Consider the following 17,816-nt stretch of genomic DNA (forward strand, 5'->3'; position numbering starts at 1 on the left):
ATGCGATACCAGCGAAGCAGTGAATTGTTTGCAGAAGCGAAAAAATATATACCAGGCGGGGTCAATTCACCCGTACGGGCATTTAAGGCGGTAGGTGGGGAGCCTATTTTTATCAAACAGGCCAAAGGGGCCTATTTATATGATGAAGATGGCAATCAATACATTGATTATATCTCATCTTGGGGCCCATTGTTATTTGGTCATGCCCATGGACCTGTTATCAATGCGGTAATTGAAAAAGCACAAAAAGGAACCTCCTTTGGTATTCCTACAGAAGTTGAAACCGACTTGGCCAAGCTTGCCGTGAATATGGTTCCCAATATTGATAAAATTCGTTTTGTGAATTCCGGGACCGAGGCGTGTATGAGTGCCGTACGCCTGGCAAGGGGGTATACCGGAAAGGATAAAATCATCAAATTTGCCGGTTGCTACCATGGACATTCGGATTCATTTTTGATCCAGGCGGGCAGTGGTGCGGTAACCTTCGGAAGTCCCAACAGCCCAGGGGTCACCCAGGGTACGGCCAAGGATACCTTATTGGCCGATTATAACAATTTGGAAAGTGTGAAAGCCCTGGTGGAAGCCAATAAAGGGGAAATCGCAGGTATTATTTTGGAGCCTGTTGCCGGCAATATGGGTTGTATTGTGCCCTCCGAGGATTTTATAAAAGGGCTACGTGAAATTTGCACTCAAGAAGAAATACTGTTGCTTTTTGATGAGGTAATGACCGGTTTTCGTTTAGCCAAGGGTGGCGCACAAGAGGCCCTGGGCATTGATGCGGATATTGTGATGTTTGGCAAGGTCATAGGTGGAGGTCTGCCGGTAGGCGCTTTTGCGGCCAGAGCTGAAATCATGGCACATTTGGCCCCTGAGGGACCGGTCTATCAAGCGGGTACCTTAAGCGGTAATCCTTTGGCCATGGGCGCAGGCTTGGCCATGTTGACCGAAATAAACCAAAACCCGGAGGTATTCGATAACCTGATGCAAAAAACGGAATACCTCCATAAGGGAATTGCCGAAGTGTTGACCGAAAAAGGCATTGTCCATCAAATCAACCGTTTTGGAAGCATGATTTCCGTACATTTTTGTGAGCATCCGGTAGTGGATTTTGCTTCGTCCGCAAATGGCAATAACGATACCTTCAAAAAATACTTTCATGGGATGTTGGAGCAAGGGATATATCTTCCGCCTTCGGCTTTTGAAAGTTACTTTTTAAATGATGCCATCAGTTATTCGGATTTGGCAAAGACCCTGGAAGCAGTGAGAAAGGTATTTTGATCAAATTGAAGGATTTTTGTTTTGTATCATAGCTGTTCCAATCCAACCAAACCAAAGGATTTGGGTCAGTCCGAATAGGAGCCCCAAATCCCCCAATCCAGGGATTGCCGTTAGTATTCCAGCGCCACCAACGAGTAGTCCAAAATAATTGAGGGATCTTGGGAAAATGTGTTCCTTTAACCCATGGACGCTTATAAGAAATACCCAGAGTCCGCCTACCACTTCCACACCGCCGCCAAGACCATTTTGAATGGCACCGATGATTTCCCAGGCCATTACTGCGGTTGTTTCCTCTTCAATGAATAGACCATTGACCGTTTCCAGGCCTATATTGCTTATCATTCCACTTGAGATGACCAATGCCGACCAAATAAACCCAAGTATGGGCATGACCTTTTTGCCAATTGCCGAATTGGTAGTGAAGTTTTCATGTATGGCAATGGTCAAAGGGATGAGTACCAATCCAAAAACCACATAGATCAAAAGGTGCCAAACTTGGTACAAAGTTTTGTTTTCAAGGATAAACGCCAATTTTTCGATATCCGAACTTGTATCGTCCATGGCGGGGGACAGGACCATAAAAAGAAAGGCAATTCCGATGATGTAGAGTAAGGCTTCAATTAGGGCCGCTATTCCCCCAATTTTTTGATTTTTCATTTTTAATGTGATTTTCAACCAAGACGATTGAAACTGGATTTTGTCACAGCCAATTTTCGTTTATGCATTGCCATGGGGCACGACCACCGCTACTACCAAGGGTAATGGACGTAAGAACTTCACTTCCCAAGCCCATCAATTGTGAGTTTGAGCGAAGGCAGGATGTAAAGGATAATCCGTGTCCGAACCTTTTATTTTTTCGCTTCCAGTAGTAGTTTTTCTATTTTGGATAACCTATTGGATAGCGATTTTAGTTCTTGGTTCTCTTCTTCAAGTTTTTTTATTTTCTTTTCCTGTTGAATGGTGTAAAGGGTCAGTTCCTCTATTTTTTGAAGTAATTTGGAGTCCATTTCCCCCAGGAAGATTCCATTTTCCCCTACTTCTTTGGCACTTGGAATATCCTTAAGGTGTCCTTTTTCCTTGATGTGCTTTTCAACTTGTTGCAGCGTAGGTAAATCATAGTCTTGCTCAAAAACAAAGTCGGACCAACCATTTGTTTCTACTTTGATTTCCCTAGCTCCGATCGATCCTTCAACGGCAAGTTTATGATTGCCCGTGTTTTCTGTTCCAATTCCTATTTTTCCATTTCCATCAATCGTCATTAAATTGCCTTTTCCTGTTTTATAATAGTGTAACTTCTCCGTAGGGTTGTTATAAATAAATCGTGCTACCATATTTCCATCACTAGCAAAAGCCATAATTCCATCATTATTTGAATTTGCATTGATAACAAATCCCTCACTCCATGAGGCATCTCCTATTACCAAGTCATTGACCCCTGTATAACCAATACTCAAAGACGTGGTTCCAATTCCCAACTTTCCTGTAGTGTAGTTGTTTCCGCTATCATTCCATTGCCCCAACACAAACTCGGATGATACTAAAAACAGTACAATCAAAATTTTTGCTTTCATCATAATCTTTCTAAAATTCATTTATGTTTCAAGGTCCCTAAATGTGGTCGCTATATGGATTTAAGCTGTTTGGTACTGTGGGTTTAGAAACCACTATATGTTTGAGCAAATAAATAGCTACAATAGTTAAAGTTTTTTCTTATAAATGCACACTAAAATAGCTGAACTTAGAACTCCATTTTATGACATTTGACAGGCTTTCCCGTTTGTGGCGCATTGCTATTTTACTTAATTTCCGCCTGTTGTGATACGTGATACCATTAACATCAACGATTTTATCATTCTGGTGGAGGAAGCCCATACCCAAGAAGTGCTGGTCGATTCCTGTCGTTTTGAGGAACCTTTGATTGCTGTGGCCCTGTATGGTTCCGGGAATGTGCATCTTTCCATGAACCATGGAGATACCCAGAATACCTATGACAACACAAAAGGTCTGGCCCTCTCCTTTTATGCGGACGATACCGTGGATTCCGTGCATACCATCTCCCCGGAAAAACCATTGCAATGTCTGGTCATTGCCACGGCCCCAAGAAACTTGAAAAACCTACCCAATGGGGAAGGGGAGCTGTTTACGGAACTGTTGGAACAACTGGTCAATCCGGCTGCATCCTATGTGGAAGGTCTCCGCTTTTTCATGACCCCGGAGATGCAACATATTGTGGACAATATTTTTTCCAATGACTATCAGGGAAAAGCAAAGATGATGTTCTTCCGTAGCCAGATTACAGCATTGTTGTCCCACTTTTTTTGGCAACTGTCGCAAATGAAAACCCAAGGCATCAATACTTCCGAACGGGAAAAGCTATTGGTGGCCCAGGAAATCCTTTCCAATAATCTGGACAGTCCTCCTTCGCTTACGGAGCTTTCCAAGCAAATAGGGTTGAACACCTTTGCCCTGAAAAAGGAATTCAAGGAGCTTTTTGGGGTTCCCGTTTTTAAATACCTGCAAAATGAGCGTATGACCAAGGCCCATGAACTTATCCGAAACAAAGAGGCTACGGTACAGGAAGCGGCTTGGCATGTGGGCTATGATAGCCTGAGTTCCTTTTCCAATGCATTTACCAAAAAATTCGGCTTTCGGCCAAGTGAGTTACGAAGCTGATTCCAATTGGGTTTTTGGGGATACCGAACAGATAGCAACAGTTTGCCGTTTGCCCTTAAGGGGGATACTGCCCATATGGGCATAGCTGTAGGTGTTGGAATTCAATTGGGTTTTCAATTCCTTCGAAATCAATAATTCCCGCTCAAAAGCATTGCTTTTTCCCTGGATACGTGCTGCGGTATTGATTACGTCCCTGTGATAGGTGATTTCTTTTTTGTATTTACCCACCTCGGTCACCGTAACGATTCCGGCATGCACTCCTGCCTTAAAAAAGGGCTGACAGCCATATTTCTTCTCGTAGCGTGGGCCCTTCTTTTGAAGTAAGTTTTTAAACCATAAAAGGCCCTGATACGTTTTTTGCAGTGCGTTCAAAGTTATCCTTTTCGAACAAATCATTCTCCTTTTTGGACAAATGCCCCCATTTAAGCTGCTCTAGTTTTGTCCCGTAATCCTAAAACAAACGGTGATGAAAACTTTTAGAGCATTGACAATTGCAGGCCTGGTTTGGTTCTTAGGCGTTCTGGCCTATTCCCTTTCCTTTTATCTGCCGATACTGGAAAATGTGGAACAACAGGCCAATTTGACACTCTTTTTTGCCGTAGTACCCTTGGTCTGGTTTGGAGCTTGGCTGTACTACAGAAAAGGGGTCCAAACCCATGGATTGGTAATGGGACTGGTCTTTTTTGCCATGGCCGCCCTTTTGGACGCCCTGATCACGGTGCCCGTACTCATTATTCCCAATGGGGGCAGTTACTATGATTTCTTTACGGATCCGGGGTTCTGGGTCATTGGAGCGGAATTCATTGGCACCACCTTAGTGTACTGGAATTTCATGGTTAGGCAAAGAACAAAAGAGTTGATATAATCGATTGGAATTATGGAACATGGAAATGACAACAAGCCATCTAACCCTTTTTACGGAAATACTATTAATTGGGGGTACAGCCGGACTGTGTTTTACATAGGGAAACGCCGTAACCCCTGGTATTGGACAATTGGACAATCTGGGTTATCTGTAGGCCTTTCGGAAAATGAACCGGAGCGTTGAAAATCCCTTGTTCCTTATCGTTTTCTTCGTATATTTTTTAATGGGGATAGCAGCAATTTATACTTGTATCCTTGCCCGAATTTGTGACTGAAACCGTCAAAACGAAAATTTGGAATACGTCCCTGGAGGCATAAGGTGGGGTTTGGGCAATGCAAAGGGCATCGATAGCGATGCCCTTTTTGTCTGCTTGTTCGTTGTCCTTACCTTTTGTAAAGGTAATCCAAATCCTTATTGGAAAAATTGTCCAATTTCAGGGTGTTTTCGTGATTTCTTTGGTTGTTGGAGTTGATGGTGTACCACCCAAAGAATAGGGGCATTTTGTAGTTTGTTCGTGTTTTCATGATTACGTTGTTTTTTACTGTTTTTTGATGATGATTTCTTGTAGTTATTTTAATTCCTTTGTCAATACTGGGCCTTGTTTAGCTCCTTTTCGCCATTTGGTAAAAGGGATGAGCATAGGTTTTTTGGCTTGATATGCCTTATAGGTTTCCCCAAACTCGTTCACCAAATCTTTTTCTTCAAATAAGGTTCCAATGATGACGTATGCCGTAATGGCAATGGCAAAAACCAAATGGGTAACGGTCATGGTCGGAGTGGCCCACATGCCCAAGAGCATACCAAAATAGAGCGGATGCCGTACATGTTTGTAGAATAGGGTTACCCTGAACTGTAATTGGGTATAGGGCTTGCCCATTAACTCCAAAAACGTTTGCCGCAACCCGAACAAATCAAAATGGTTGATCAAAAAAGAACTGATGAACAGTATTGCCCATCCAGTAAAGAACAGTGCATAGAGTACATAAAACAAAATGCTATTGGGTGCCACTTGCCATAGTTGACCGCCAATGGGTTGCCAGTTGTACACCATGTTAAACAGCAGTAGTCCGGAAACCAAAACAAAAGTGCTTCGCTCAATCGGTTTTGGGAAATAACGGGCGAAGAGTTCCTTAAACCATTTTCTCGCCATAACACTGTGCTGTACCCCAAATAGGGAAATCAAAAGTACGTTGTTCGCCAATGCCCATAAAAAGGACATTTGGGGTTCTTGGTCGATTCCGATTGCCGGAATCAGGTTGCCGACAGAAGCAATCCAAAAAAGGATGGATGCAAATGCAATAAGGTAGGCAACCATGGAATAGGTAAACATTAAAATTTTCTTCATGATCTTTAGATTATAATTCGGGGCAAACCTAGACATGAAGAAGCCCGTCCTAAGAATAGTATAGGATTACAAATGGGTTACATGGATGCAAAAACAGGGTTACAAATGGGTTACAAAATGTATTTTTTGTTTTTTAAAAATCTGATTTTAAATAACTTATAAAAAACCTTAAAAAGCGTGTAAAAATGCGGACAAATCGTCTTCCGGAGAGAGGTTGAGCTTCTTTCTAAGCCGATTTCGACTCATTTTTACTGAAGAGGGATTGATGTTCTGTAGTGTGGCAATCTGTTTGGTATTCAAATCCAGTTTAATGAATGAGCAAAGACGTACGTCCGTTTTGGTCAGTCCTTCAAACTGCTTATTAAGGCGTGCATAAAAGGAACTGCTCGGTTCGTCCACTTTTTTATAAAAGTCATCACTGTCTTTGTCCACCCAAATTTTATTTTTGATTTCCTCCTCCAAAAGCTCCAATTCCTTTTGGCGTTTTCGTCCTGTAGCGGCCTTTAGCGATTGCAATCGCTCAGCCAGGGATTCGGCCCACTCTTGGTTATTGGAAATATTGACGGCCATAGTGGTCAGGTCTTTTTTCTTGAACTCAATTTCAGAATTCAATAATTGGTTTTCCACCTTTTTCAATTTCAGGCTCTGCCGGTATTTATAGTACAAGAAGGTCAAGAATCCAATAACACCCAAACTCACAATAAGGAGAATATAGAACTTGGTGTTCTGTTTGTTCAGTTGGCGCTCATAGGCCACTTGCTGGGCCGTTTGTTTTTTGTGAAATGTGATACTATCCGCCAATTGTTTTTTTTCAAACGCATAATTCATTTCGGCACGGGTAACTTCCTGCCTGCGTTCTTCGTTGAGCAGGGTATCCCTTAGTTGGGAAAAATGTTCGCGGTATTCCAATGATGCTTTATAGTCGCCAAGCCCTTTATATGCCTGACTCAAACAAAGACATGCCGCCTTCAGGAGATTCCGGTTCCCCGATACCATTGACATTTTCTGCCCCCTAAGGCAATCATCCCTGGCATTGGTCAAGCGGTTCATTTGTAAATAGGTGTGGCCGCGAGATACCAAAGAGGAGGCCAGACCATCCAAATCATTGATCTTTGATTTTAGTCCAACACTTTTGTCATGCAATTCCAGTGCTTTGGTAAAGTCATTGATTTTGGCATATTGCGCTCCTAGATTGGAATAGCCCCTAGCTTCGGAAATAGGGTCGTTGAGTTCAATCGCCAGGCGAACACTTTCATTGAAACTGGTAATGGCCAGATTGTGATCGTTCAATTGCGAATGGGCCAAACCAATATTGTTATGGACCAGGGGCAAGCTGTTTTTGAGGCCCATTTTCTCTTTAATGGCCAGGCTTTTTTGGTAGTATTCCAATGAAGTTTGATAATTTTCCAGATCGTTGTGAATATTGCCTAAATTGTTCAGCGCCCGGGAAATAGTGGGCTCTTCATTTAATTTTTCCGCAAGTTTCAGGGATCTTAAAATATAGTCCTGGGCCTGGGGATAATTCCCCATTTCGTAATTTACGGTACCAATGTTACCTAAAATGATGGCAATACCCCTTTGGTCCTTTAGTTCCTGGACCAACTCGTAATTTTTTAAAAAATACTCATGGGCCTCTGCAAATTGTCCCTGTTGTGCGTAGGTAATACCGATCCATTTAATGGCGTCGGCCTCCCAGGTTTTGTTTCCTGTGGTCAATGTAAAGTCCAACAGTCTTTTCCCAATAACCCGGGAACTATCCGCTCCGTACCGCATTTTAAAGCGTGCTAGGGCCAAGCCGGCATCGAAACGGACCGAGTCCGGCTCATTGGTATTTTCAAAGCGAAGTAGTAAGCTATCCTGTACATTGGTTTGGGACCACAGACCATTAACAGCCCCTAGTACCAGGAAAAAAAATATATACGGAAGCCCTTTCAATTTTGGTAGGTTTACTTTTTAAAAGTAAGAAATCTTAAGTTCTTGGTAATGAAGGGAGTTTTAAGGAAAAAAGAGGCTTGATTGAGGACTTTCGTGTCAATTCCCAAAATAGGATTGCCAACTTACAAAAGCTGGACGTTGTACCCCGTTTTCGTCCAGTATACCGGTATCGCGCCATAGTTGTCCAATATCCTTGACCTCGGGCGGAAAAACCTCCCAAAGTGAATCATAATCATGATGCGCCCACCAAACTACCATCTCATAATTTTTGGTTTGGGCGTTGCTTAAAAGGGTTTCCAGAAAGGCGTTCTGCTCAGTTGCATTTCCACTAATGGAAATGCCTAAATTGGATACGATCAAATCTTCGGCAATATGTCCGCTCTCTACAATGGCGATTGGTTTGTTGGTATTGCCGTGCAAAAAATCCAAGGTCTCCTGAAATTCAGCTACCGTGCTTTGATTTTTTAAAAAAGGATAATAACTGATGGCCACAAAATCCATTTGGTTGACATGGCCCAGTACCGCATTGAGGTATTCTTCCCCGTTCTCCATAGCTGGGTTATGGAGATTGTGCAATGAAATAGAGGCAGTTATTTTTAAATTGGGAAAGGAAATCTTGGTGGCAGCAAAGACTTGGGCCATTAATTGGGTATAGTCTTCCCAGAGTGCCCGATTTCCCAACCAGAGTTCGTTTACTTCAATGGCAGCAACCAGATAATCTGGGGAGAATTGGGTAACCAAATAATGGATGTGTTTGGTGTAGGCCTCTTGAATATGGGGGTCGTTCAAAACAGTGTATGCGGGAATGGAACCATCAAAATCCGCTGCCAAATCATCACGATCTAGATTAAGCAAACCCACGGAGAGCACCAAGTCCTTTCCAACTATTTTTCGATTGGCCCTTCCCATGATTTCATTGGTAAATTCAGCTGGCAAGGGTAAATCGTTTATCCAAGCGTTCCAGGGAATGGTATTGTCCAAATGCTCCACATAAACATCGGCATTATTGGCAATAAAACGGTAGGTTTCGTCCACATCTTGAAGATTGGGGCCAAAGCTCCAAGTGGTAAAGCCCATTCCCAAAATTGCGTTCCGCTCCCTCAATTGAAATTGGGTCATTTTCATCGGTACAACCTATCGTCAAGATCAAAACCAACAAAATTGATATCCAAAAGTTATCTTTTACTCCCAATGCCGTTTACCCTTTTGGAACTATAACGGTAAATGGGGGATTTCTATTGAAAAAAAGTTGAAAATAGTGGATTCCAGTAGATTTTTTACTCCCTACGGAATTATCCGGACCCTCTTGTGCGATTAATCCAATCGTTTTGAAAAATAAATTCGCTTATACCCTTTTGGAAAATCCTTGATTTCACCAACCGGTTCATAACCATGCTTCAAATAGAAACCTTTGGCCTGAAAGTCAAAAGTATCCAACATGGAAATTACGGCTCCTTTTAGTTTGGCGACTTTCTCGGTATGTTTTAGGAGTGTTGTCCCCAAACCTTGGTTGCGGTAGGCCTTTTCGACCCAGAGCAATTTGATTTCAAGTCCATTCCAATAGCCCACTCCGGCCAAGACGCCGCCGATAAGCCTCCCATCCCTATTTTTGGCCACAAACTCCAAAGGGGTCCAAACCGCTGCCAAGGCCGGTACTTTACTTAGGTTATAGGTGTTGATGCCATCGACTATGGATTTTACTTCGGATGCTTTGGCGGGGATGATACTAAAATCTGGAGTAAGGGACATATTGTGGGTATTGGACGTGTTTGCGAAATTAACGAAGCAAATGGAATAGGGTTGGCCTATGGAAATTTTGTTCCCTAAAGCATGGGTTTCCCATATATGCTCACAGTGGGTTGGGCTTTATTCCAGTGCTTCCAACCAATCCGTTAGGGTTTCTAAAAAGCCTTCCGGGCGTATATAGGGCAAATCGTTATCCTGAAATTCAAAAAACCCTCCGGTTCGGCATTGGAATACATTATGGTTGGCATCTGGGAAGGTCTTGATGGTCAGTCGATGGTGTTTGCCCATCGTTTCTTTGTACAGTGCTTTGGTTTTTTGCCAATCCACATTTTTGTCCTTTTCCCCAAAGAGGGCCAATACCGGGCAATTGCTATTGGAAAGCACATCCTTGAAATTGGGAACATGGATCTGTTGACCGGTCGCTTCATCAAATTCTTCTTTCATGAAGCCCTCTTGAAAGGTTTCATATTCTTCCCTGGTGATTTCATTACCGTTGGTGAACCGATTAAAGAAAGCATTTTTCCGCAGGTTTTGGGTAGCGGCCCGGGCCGCTTCAAAAGAACCGCCAGCGTGGGCAATACGATTACCCTCAGCCCATTCGTGGACCAGAAGGGCAACGGAATCTTTGGACAGCCCATCGAGCAATAGATTTTGCTCCAACAAATAGTTGAAGTTCTCACGGGCATAGACCCCGGAAACCGATATCCAAAAGGCAATGTCGGGGTACTGATTGATGACCAAAGGGTTGATCCAACCCGCGCGACTAATCCCCCATAACCCAATAGTTTGTGAGCCAGGTATTTGTTGCGCTTTTAGGGCCCTTATGGCAGCAATGACTTCTTGGGCACTGTTTTGGACAGGTTGGTTGTAATCAAAAGTACCGCCACTTTGGCCACAGCCTTGTTTATCATACATAAAGGTCGCATAGCCTGCTTTGGAGATGGCTTCCCGTACATCGGCATACCAATCTTGGGCGACGGCCTTGGTTCTACCTGAGCCATGAACAATCAACACAAGGCCTTTGGGCGTTGCATTTTTGGGTGAGGTCATTATACCATTGAGGGTGACCCCTTCAAATTCAAAGTCAATAAGGTGGTTTTGAGATTGCGCACAGACGAAAAACGAGGACAGCAACCAGCCTAGACACAGTAATTTTCCCATTGGTCAACAGTTTTATGAACTGTTGGAAGGAGCAAGATCGTTTGGAAATGTTACACTTTTAAAAGAATGAAGGTAGAATTTCCCACCTTGATAAATTCAGTATGACGGCAAAAGATAGCTTTGGAGGTGGAGATTGTCATTTCGAAGGAGTTTTGCGACTGAGAAATCCAAAGAAAGCAATGATGGATTTCCCTCATTTCCTTCGGCTCCGTTCTGGGCGGGTTGGAAATGGCCAATACTAGTCCATAGCGGTACTTTTTGTTTTTAGGGCATCAATAATTGCGGTGCTCACCCAGTAAATATCCTGTCGACTGGTAAAAAAGAGGTACTTGCCGTCTTCTGTGACAAAAGGGCAGAGTTCATGATGTTCGGTATTCACGGTATTCCCCATATTGACCGATGGTGACCAGGAACCATCGGCCTTTTTAAAGCTGATGTAGAGGTCCCCCCTCCCCAGTCCATCAGGGCGTTGGGCACAAAAAATCAAATAGGCTTCATTGGGGTCCACAAATACATCGGCCTCATAGGCCTCGGTATTAATGGCATTCCCCAATTTCACCGCTTCTTGAAATTCCCCATCCACAAATTTGGAATAGTAAATATCGTGATGTGATTGGTTCTTATCGGAGGCAAAGTACATCGTACCCTCTTTGGCAAAGGAGATATAATACTCCTCACTTTCAGAATTGATATTTGGGCCCGCATTTATAGGCTCGGACCAACCCACTCCTTTACGTTCCACATACCAGATATCGATGTCCTTTGGGTCCCCTTGGCCGTCCAGGGCCTGGTTTGAGATAAAATACAGTCGGTTCCCATCAGGGGATAAAAAAGGGTCGTTGTAACCATATCGTTCATGGGAAAGGATGGTTTTCGGTTGGGTCCACTCATTTCCTTCCCTTTTTGAAAACCGAATCACATTTCGGCCACCAAGGTCAACGCCATAATAGAATTCGTTTCCTTTGGCATTAAATACCGAACCGAACTCATATTCTTCCGAAGAGATAAAGTTGGGGGCAAATACCTTGGCTTCCTTTCCAGGTGCTTCTTGTCCCATGTAGTCCCCTTGTGGCGTAAAATTGCGTACCAAGGTCCTATCGGCACCATTTGTGACCAACCAGTCCGCTATTTCAGAAGTTTCGGTACGTAATGCGATCTCCAAGGGGGTGCTGCCCTTTTTGTTTTTACTGTCAATGGGTACGCCACTTTCTACCAGTTTTCGTACAAAACTGAGGTCGCGGTTCAAAATGGCTTTTTCCAGCAAGGAAGCGCCGTAACGTTTTTGCCAGTCAACATCGCTAAGCATTCCTGCCAATGCATCGAAAAAGCCCATATGCTGAAATCGAACGGCCATATATAAAGGCGTGGCACCTTCGTTGTCCTCTAAATTGAACGCAATTCCTTTGGCCATCAAATGTTCAAAAACCTTTTGTTTATTACAGGCTACCGCCCAGTGCAATAACGACCGGCCTCGATTGTCCTGGGTGTTGATATCCACTTTTAAAAGCATACTGTCCAGTCGGGCAATATTACCCTGACAGGCAGTTCTGTAAATGCTTTGGGCATTGATGGTTGGGCTTAACAGTAAAAAGTACACTATGGGAATGACCGTGTTTCTAAGCTTGGAACAATATATTGGTGCCATCTTTGGGTTTTAGCTCAATTCTTGACGTCAATTGGGGCAAAACTTTTTATCCCTTAGCCCCAAATGTACTAACTAACCCCAGTATTTTATCAAGTTGAAGACCATCAAATGTTCTGTTTTAATCGATATTGGTATGGATTGCTGCCCGGTGTTTCCTTTTTAAGCTTGGGAAGGCGTTCAAAAAGCCCGGTGGCCAGCATTTTTTTCTGAAATCGACTACGGTCCAAATGTTCGTCCAAAATGGTTTGGTGCAAGCGGTGCAACTCAGGCATGGTAAAGGGGTCGGGCAATAGATTATAGGACAATTGCTCTCGTTTGATGTCCGTTTTCAAGCGATTCCGGGCCGTGTTGATAATGTCTCTGTGATCCAGCCATAATTCCGGCAGTTCCTCAAAAGGAAACCATGCTACTGCCTCGTCAAAGCCGGAAGCGGTAGGATGGGTATTGTCAATGTCCACAAGGGAGTAGTGGGCCAAGGTCACAAAACGGTTATTGATGAAATAATCGTCTTTCCAGGGCAGATCATATTTTTTGAAATACCGTTTAAACTCTTCGGAAAACCTTCTGTTGGCATCACCAAAGACCGCTAGGAACTTAAAATGTGGTTCTTCCAGTCCTGTTCGCTCCTTAAGGATTCGGACCACCGCTTCATCCACGGATTCTTCTTTTTTGATGTATCCCCCCGGCAACACCCATTTTTTTTCGAATTTCAGCAATAGGCACTGGAGTTTTCCTTGTTTATAGCCGATGATTACCAAATCTATCGACAGATTGGGCAGGAAATGCGCTGCACCTTCTTCCAGTATTTTTTCTATTTCCATGAATACAAAAATACTGTTTTGTGACGTTGTGCCACAAAATAAATGATTATATTTGTGACAAATAGTCACAATTGTAGAACCATGAAAAAAAAACTGTTTCTTGCATTAAAAATTTTGGTAGGGCTGGTCCTTGTTTTGGTATTGGCCGGATTTTTGGGATTTCGCTATCTAAAATCCACCTTTTTTGATTTTGAAGGGGATTATGTTGAAAACAAGGATGTGTCGGAAATAACCGTGGACGGCCATACTTTTTTGGACCGAAATGGCAATGACAAATTGGATGTATATGAAGATGACCGCCAATCCATTGAAGCACGGGTGTCCGATGTCCTTTCGCAAATGACCCTGGAAGAGAAAATACACCTGTTAAAGGGATCGGGTATTGCCTCTGCCATGGGGCAAACAGAGCCAGGTGAGGGAATTCCCGGAGCAGTGGGAACCATTGTTCCAACACCACGATTGGGAATACCTACGGTATACCTTTCGGATGGCCCTGCCGGATTGCGTATTTTACCAGCCCGTGAGGGCGAGGACCGAACGTACTATTGTACGGCTTTTCCCATTGCCACCCTTTTGGCATCCACCTGGAATGAAGCATTGGTGCACGATGTGGGTACTGCCATGGGCAACGAAGCCGTGGAATACGGAATAGATGTGATTTTGGGTCCCGGTGCCAATATCCATAGGCATCCACTTTGCGGAAGGAATTTTGAATATTTTTCGGAAGACCCCCTATTGTCCGGATATATGGGGGCAGCCATTGTCAATGGTATTGAATCGAACGGAGTCGGTACCTCTGTAAAGCATTTTGTGGCCAACAATCAGGAAACGGAGCGTTTTGTAAATGATGTGATCGTTTCTGAACGCGCCATGCGTGAAATCTATTTAAAGGGATTTGAACATATTGTGGAAAAATCCCAGCCGTGGACCATTATGTCCTCCTATAACAAGGTAAATGGAACCTACACCTCCGAGAGTAAATATTTATTGACGGACATTCTACGTGACGATTGGGGTTTTGAGGGCCTGGTCATGACCGATTGGTTTGGCGGCAGGAATGCACCGGAACAGATCAAAGCTGGGAATGATCTGTTGGAACCGGGAACCAAAAGACAATGGAAGGCCTTAACGGAAGCCGCGGAAAATGGGGAGTTGTTGGAAGCCGATATTGATCGCGCAGCAAGTCGCATCCTTACCTTGATTTTTAAAACAAAGAAGCTTGGAAATTATGATTTTGGGAATGATCCGGATTTGGAGGCACATGCTAAGATTACCAGAAAATCCGCTGCTGAAGGTATGGTCCTCTTGAAAAATGAAGATGCCCTTCCTTTACGTGATATTGAGAATGTTGCCCTATTGGGAGCCACTTCTTATGGATTTATCGCTGGAGGAACTGGCTCGGGGGATGTTAATGAAGCCTATACCGTATCCTTGGAAGAGGGACTCTCCAATGTAGGGCTCAAAATTAATGAAAAGGCCAAAAGCATATACGAGGCCCATAAAGTGGCCAATGCAGAGGCGTTTGTACAACCGGAGGGCTTTGATGCGATGATGAACCCTTTTTCGCCACCGGAAATCAAGTACACCGCCCAACAATTGGAGACTATCGTCTCCAGTACGGATGTCGGGATTTTGACCTTGGGACGAAATGCCGGAGAGGGAGGCGATCGTGTGGAGGTCGATGATTTTTTATTGACCGATGTGGAACAGGAAATGATTACGGCTACAAGTGAGGCTTTCCATACCGTGGGGAAAAAACTGATTGTCGTTTTAAATGTGGGTGGCGTTATTGAAACGGCTTCATGGAAAGAAAAGCCGGATGCCATCCTTTTGGCTTGGCAAGGAGGACAGGAAGGGGGCAACTCCGTTGCCGATATTTTAATCGGTCATGTAAATCCAAGCGCCAAATTGCCCATGACATTTCCGGTAAACCTGGGAGACCATGCTTCCCATGCCAATTTCCCCAAAAACCCAAAACACATGACGATTACGGGTATGATAGGAAGTCTGATATCCCCTCCAAAAGAAAAACCTGAGGGGGAAAAAGTACGGGACGAGGATTACACCCACTATGATGAAGGGGTATATGTGGGATACCGCCATTTCGATACCAAAAACAAAGAGGTTTCCTATCCTTTTGGATATGGGTTGAGTTATACCCAATTTGAGTATGGGGACATGGAATTAAATACACAAAACGATACCATTAATGTGACCATGACCGTCATGAATGTTGGCGAATTACCTGGTAAAGAAGTGGTGCAAGTGTATACCGAAAAACTGAATTCCACTATTGACCGACCAATTCAGGAATTAAAGGCCTTTGCCAAAACCAAAAGCCTTGAACCGGGTGCAATGGACAGCCTGTTCCTAAAGATTCCGGTCAAAGAGTTACGGTATTGGGATGAAGATGACAATGGTTGGGCTTTGGAAAAGGGTGCGTATAAAATTAAAGTTGGTGCCTCTTCCAGAAGTATCCAAAAAATAGGGGAAGTGGAGTTGTAAGGATTCATAACCATTTCCAGGTCACATTCCCTTCAATAAGCTCAGGGTGGCACATAGGAATGAATTATCTCATTCAATTTAAAAGCTACCTTTTGTTAAAGAGGCTGATTAGACCGAACAGCGGACCAATGGCCAGCAAAAGATATAACCCATTGGAAGCCGTAAGGGTCTGTAGGTAAACTATGAATTGGATGCTAACAATGGTTATGGCAAAGCCGATACAGTTAACAATGGTCAATGCCGTTCCTTTGAGCTGAGGTTCGGCATTTTGTGCTACCAGGGTAGAAAACAAAGGCGAATCGGCAATGACCACCATGCCCCAAAAACAGAGGAAGAGCAAGAAAAGGCTTGGATACGGCAGGAGGAATGCCAAGGGAACCAATAGGCAACAACAGCCCGATAGGAACAAAGCGGTGCCCGCAGTATTCCGCACCCCCATTTTTTGGGAAATATATCCCCCCAATACGCAGGCCGGTCCTCCCAGGGCAATAATGACAAAGCTCCAGATGGCTATGGGCACCTTGGCTTGGTGTAGGTCTGTATAAGTTGCCAAGAGTATGGGAACAAAGGCCCAAAAGGTGTACAGTTCCCACATATGTCCAAAATACCCGAAAGCCGCCGCCCTAAAATCCGTTTGCCGGAACACCTTAAAAAATGCTTTTAAATCTACCTTTTGACTCGGTTTGCGAAACGGCCCATTGGGCACAAAAAGGAAAAGTGACAACCCGCCGAAAACGGCCAGTCCGGAAGTGGTTTTAATGACCGATTCCCAGGCCACCGCCTCACCCCATCCCTTGAGCAAATGCGGAAAGGCCGTGCCCACTACCAATGCCCCAACCAAAAACCCCAGGGACTTTCCGAGTCCCTTGTCAAAATAATCCGCTGCAATTTTCATCCCCACGGGATAAATGCCTGCTAGGAAAAATCCAGTGAAATACCTAAAGATGAGAAGACTGGTCAAGCTGTTGTGCGGCCATAACATTGAAAAATTAAATAGGGCGCCCAATAGCGCTGAAACAAAAAATACCTTGGAAGGGGAAAAACGATCGGTAATGGTCAATAGGGCAAAAATGAGCGTGCCGGATATAAAACCAAACTGCACAGCAGAGGTTAGATTGCCCAAGGCACTGTTGCCCAATTGAAAATTAGCGACAAGTTCCCCGATTACCCCATTGCTGGCAAACCATAACGAGGTACAGCAAAACTGGGCCACTACAATGGTAGGGAGAATATGTTTGCGTTGTTGCATAGGGCTACGAAAGTAATGAAGCCATGGGAATTGATTTATGCCTTTCCCATGCCTCTGATTTGGTTCGAAATGACATCAGTATCCTTTCATATCCATTTCATAATAAATGGTCTTAAGTGCTTGAGATGGGTTTGGTGGTCCGGGAACCTATAAAAATACTACTGATTTGGATGGTTTTTGGTCCTAAGGCCTATCCGTTTATTCGCCAAGGGGGGTTCACCCGATTTTTCCCGGCATGATACAAAATCAATTGATTGCCGTCCGGGTCTTTTAGTCGGGCTTCGCGCCATAACCATGGTTTATCATTGGGTAGTTCTTCAAAATGCACCCCTTTTTCAACCAGCGCTTCCACATGCTTATCCAAATCATCACATTCAAAATAGACATAAATTCCTTCGCCTTTAGGAAGCTCCTTGACCAGATGCAATGAAAAGGTGGCATTTCCATCGGGGCAGACAAAGCGGGCATAGTGGGGAGCGGAATGTACAATTAACCGGAGTCCCAAAGTTTGGTAAAAAGGAATGGTTTTGGAGAGATTTGAGGAGGGTGCCGTAATTTGATTGAGGTTCATGGGTGTTGACTTTGACAAATGA

Annotated in this window: 17 protein-coding genes; 4 read left to right on the top strand and 13 right to left on the bottom strand. The window is 43.9% G+C overall.

The genetic code is table 11. From position 1 onward, the window contains the following. A complete protein-coding gene (gene hemL / locus L0P88_RS14000) occupies positions 1 to 1,278 on the top strand; it encodes a glutamate-1-semialdehyde 2,1-aminomutase (protein WP_247130542.1) in 1,278 nt (425 codons plus the stop codon). On the opposite strand, the gene L0P88_RS14005 is transcribed toward hemL, so the two are convergent. Both L0P88_RS14005 and L0P88_RS14010 read right to left on the bottom strand, forming a co-directional pair. Further along, on the bottom strand, positions 1,279 to 1,935 hold the full coding sequence (locus L0P88_RS14005) for a hypothetical protein (RefSeq protein ID WP_247130543.1): 657 nt from the start codon (positions 1,933 to 1,935) through the stop codon (positions 1,279 to 1,281). A gap of 191 nt (positions 1,936 to 2,126) precedes the next feature. After that, the gene (locus tag L0P88_RS14010) at positions 2,127 to 2,852 is read right to left on the bottom strand and encodes a hypothetical protein (RefSeq protein WP_247130544.1); all 726 of its coding nucleotides are present in this window, start codon (positions 2,850 to 2,852) and stop codon (positions 2,127 to 2,129) included. Between the two features lie 241 nt (positions 2,853 to 3,093). On the opposite strand from L0P88_RS14010, the gene L0P88_RS14015 reads away from it, so the two are divergent. Beyond that, entirely contained in the window at positions 3,094 to 3,951 is an 858-nt protein-coding gene (locus L0P88_RS14015; RefSeq protein ID WP_247130545.1) for a helix-turn-helix transcriptional regulator, read from the top strand. Here L0P88_RS14015 and L0P88_RS14020 read toward each other — a convergent pair. Continuing rightward, the gene (locus L0P88_RS14020) at positions 3,940 to 4,323 is read right to left on the bottom strand and encodes an adenylate/guanylate cyclase domain-containing protein (RefSeq protein ID WP_247130546.1); all 384 of its coding nucleotides are present in this window, start codon (positions 4,321 to 4,323) and stop codon (positions 3,940 to 3,942) included. The genes L0P88_RS14015 and L0P88_RS14020 overlap by 12 nt on opposite strands. Before the next feature lie 94 nt (positions 4,324 to 4,417). Between L0P88_RS14020 and L0P88_RS14025 the strand changes: the two genes are divergently transcribed. After that, positions 4,418 to 4,816, top strand: coding sequence for a DUF5367 family protein (locus L0P88_RS14025; protein ID WP_247130547.1), 399 nt, complete (start codon positions 4,418 to 4,420; stop codon positions 4,814 to 4,816). A gap of 383 nt (positions 4,817 to 5,199) precedes the next feature. Here the strand turns inward: L0P88_RS14025 and L0P88_RS14030 are convergent, their stop codons facing one another. From L0P88_RS14030 to L0P88_RS14065, 8 genes are all read right to left on the bottom strand, one after another. Continuing rightward, positions 5,200 to 5,340, bottom strand: a complete 141-nt coding sequence (locus L0P88_RS14030; protein WP_247130548.1) for a hypothetical protein — start codon at positions 5,338 to 5,340, stop codon at positions 5,200 to 5,202. Between the two features lie 44 nt (positions 5,341 to 5,384). Next, entirely contained in the window at positions 5,385 to 6,161 is a 777-nt protein-coding gene (locus L0P88_RS14035) for a methyltransferase family protein (RefSeq protein WP_247130549.1), read from the bottom strand. A gap of 168 nt (positions 6,162 to 6,329) precedes the next feature. Next, positions 6,330 to 8,096, bottom strand: a complete 1,767-nt coding sequence (locus tag L0P88_RS14040; RefSeq protein WP_247130550.1) for a tetratricopeptide repeat protein — start codon at positions 8,094 to 8,096, stop codon at positions 6,330 to 6,332. Between the two features lie 96 nt (positions 8,097 to 8,192). Further along, a complete protein-coding gene (locus L0P88_RS14045; protein WP_247130551.1) occupies positions 8,193 to 9,221 on the bottom strand; it encodes a glycosyl hydrolase 53 family protein in 1,029 nt (342 codons plus the stop codon). A gap of 189 nt (positions 9,222 to 9,410) precedes the next feature. Beyond that, positions 9,411 to 9,845: a GNAT family N-acetyltransferase gene (locus L0P88_RS14050; protein WP_247130552.1), complete on the bottom strand. Its 435-nt coding sequence runs from the start codon at positions 9,843 to 9,845 to the stop codon at positions 9,411 to 9,413. A 117-nt stretch (positions 9,846 to 9,962) separates the two neighbouring features. Continuing rightward, a complete protein-coding gene (locus L0P88_RS14055) occupies positions 9,963 to 11,003 on the bottom strand; it encodes an alpha/beta hydrolase family protein (RefSeq protein WP_247130553.1) in 1,041 nt (346 codons plus the stop codon). A gap of 238 nt (positions 11,004 to 11,241) precedes the next feature. Then, positions 11,242 to 12,648 carry an ankyrin repeat domain-containing protein gene (locus L0P88_RS14060; RefSeq protein WP_247130554.1) on the bottom strand — a complete coding sequence of 469 codons (1,407 nt, stop codon included), beginning with the start codon at positions 12,646 to 12,648 and terminating at the stop codon, positions 11,242 to 11,244. 104 nt (positions 12,649 to 12,752) lie between these two features. Then, positions 12,753 to 13,469, bottom strand: a complete 717-nt coding sequence (locus L0P88_RS14065; protein ID WP_247130555.1) for an NUDIX hydrolase — start codon at positions 13,467 to 13,469, stop codon at positions 12,753 to 12,755. An 81-nt stretch (positions 13,470 to 13,550) separates the two neighbouring features. Between L0P88_RS14065 and L0P88_RS14070 the strand changes: the two genes are divergently transcribed. Beyond that, a complete protein-coding gene (locus L0P88_RS14070; RefSeq protein WP_247130556.1) occupies positions 13,551 to 15,974 on the top strand; it encodes a glycoside hydrolase family 3 C-terminal domain-containing protein in 2,424 nt (807 codons plus the stop codon). 85 nt (positions 15,975 to 16,059) lie between these two features. Here L0P88_RS14070 and L0P88_RS14075 read toward each other — a convergent pair whose 3' ends face one another. Together L0P88_RS14075 and L0P88_RS14080 are read right to left on the bottom strand one after the other, a co-directional pair. Further along, complete coding sequence (locus L0P88_RS14075; protein WP_247130557.1) at positions 16,060 to 17,223, bottom strand: MFS transporter; 1,164 nt, start codon at positions 17,221 to 17,223, stop codon at positions 16,060 to 16,062. Positions 17,224 to 17,413: 190 nt separating this feature from the next. After that, positions 17,414 to 17,794 carry a VOC family protein gene (locus L0P88_RS14080; protein WP_247130558.1) on the bottom strand — a complete coding sequence of 127 codons (381 nt, stop codon included), beginning with the start codon at positions 17,792 to 17,794 and terminating at the stop codon, positions 17,414 to 17,416. Positions 17,795 to 17,816: the final 22 nt, after the last annotated feature.

It is taken from the genome of Muricauda sp. SCSIO 64092 (assembly GCF_023016285.1).
Taxonomy (GTDB): Bacteria; Bacteroidota; Bacteroidia; order Flavobacteriales; family Flavobacteriaceae; genus Croceivirga.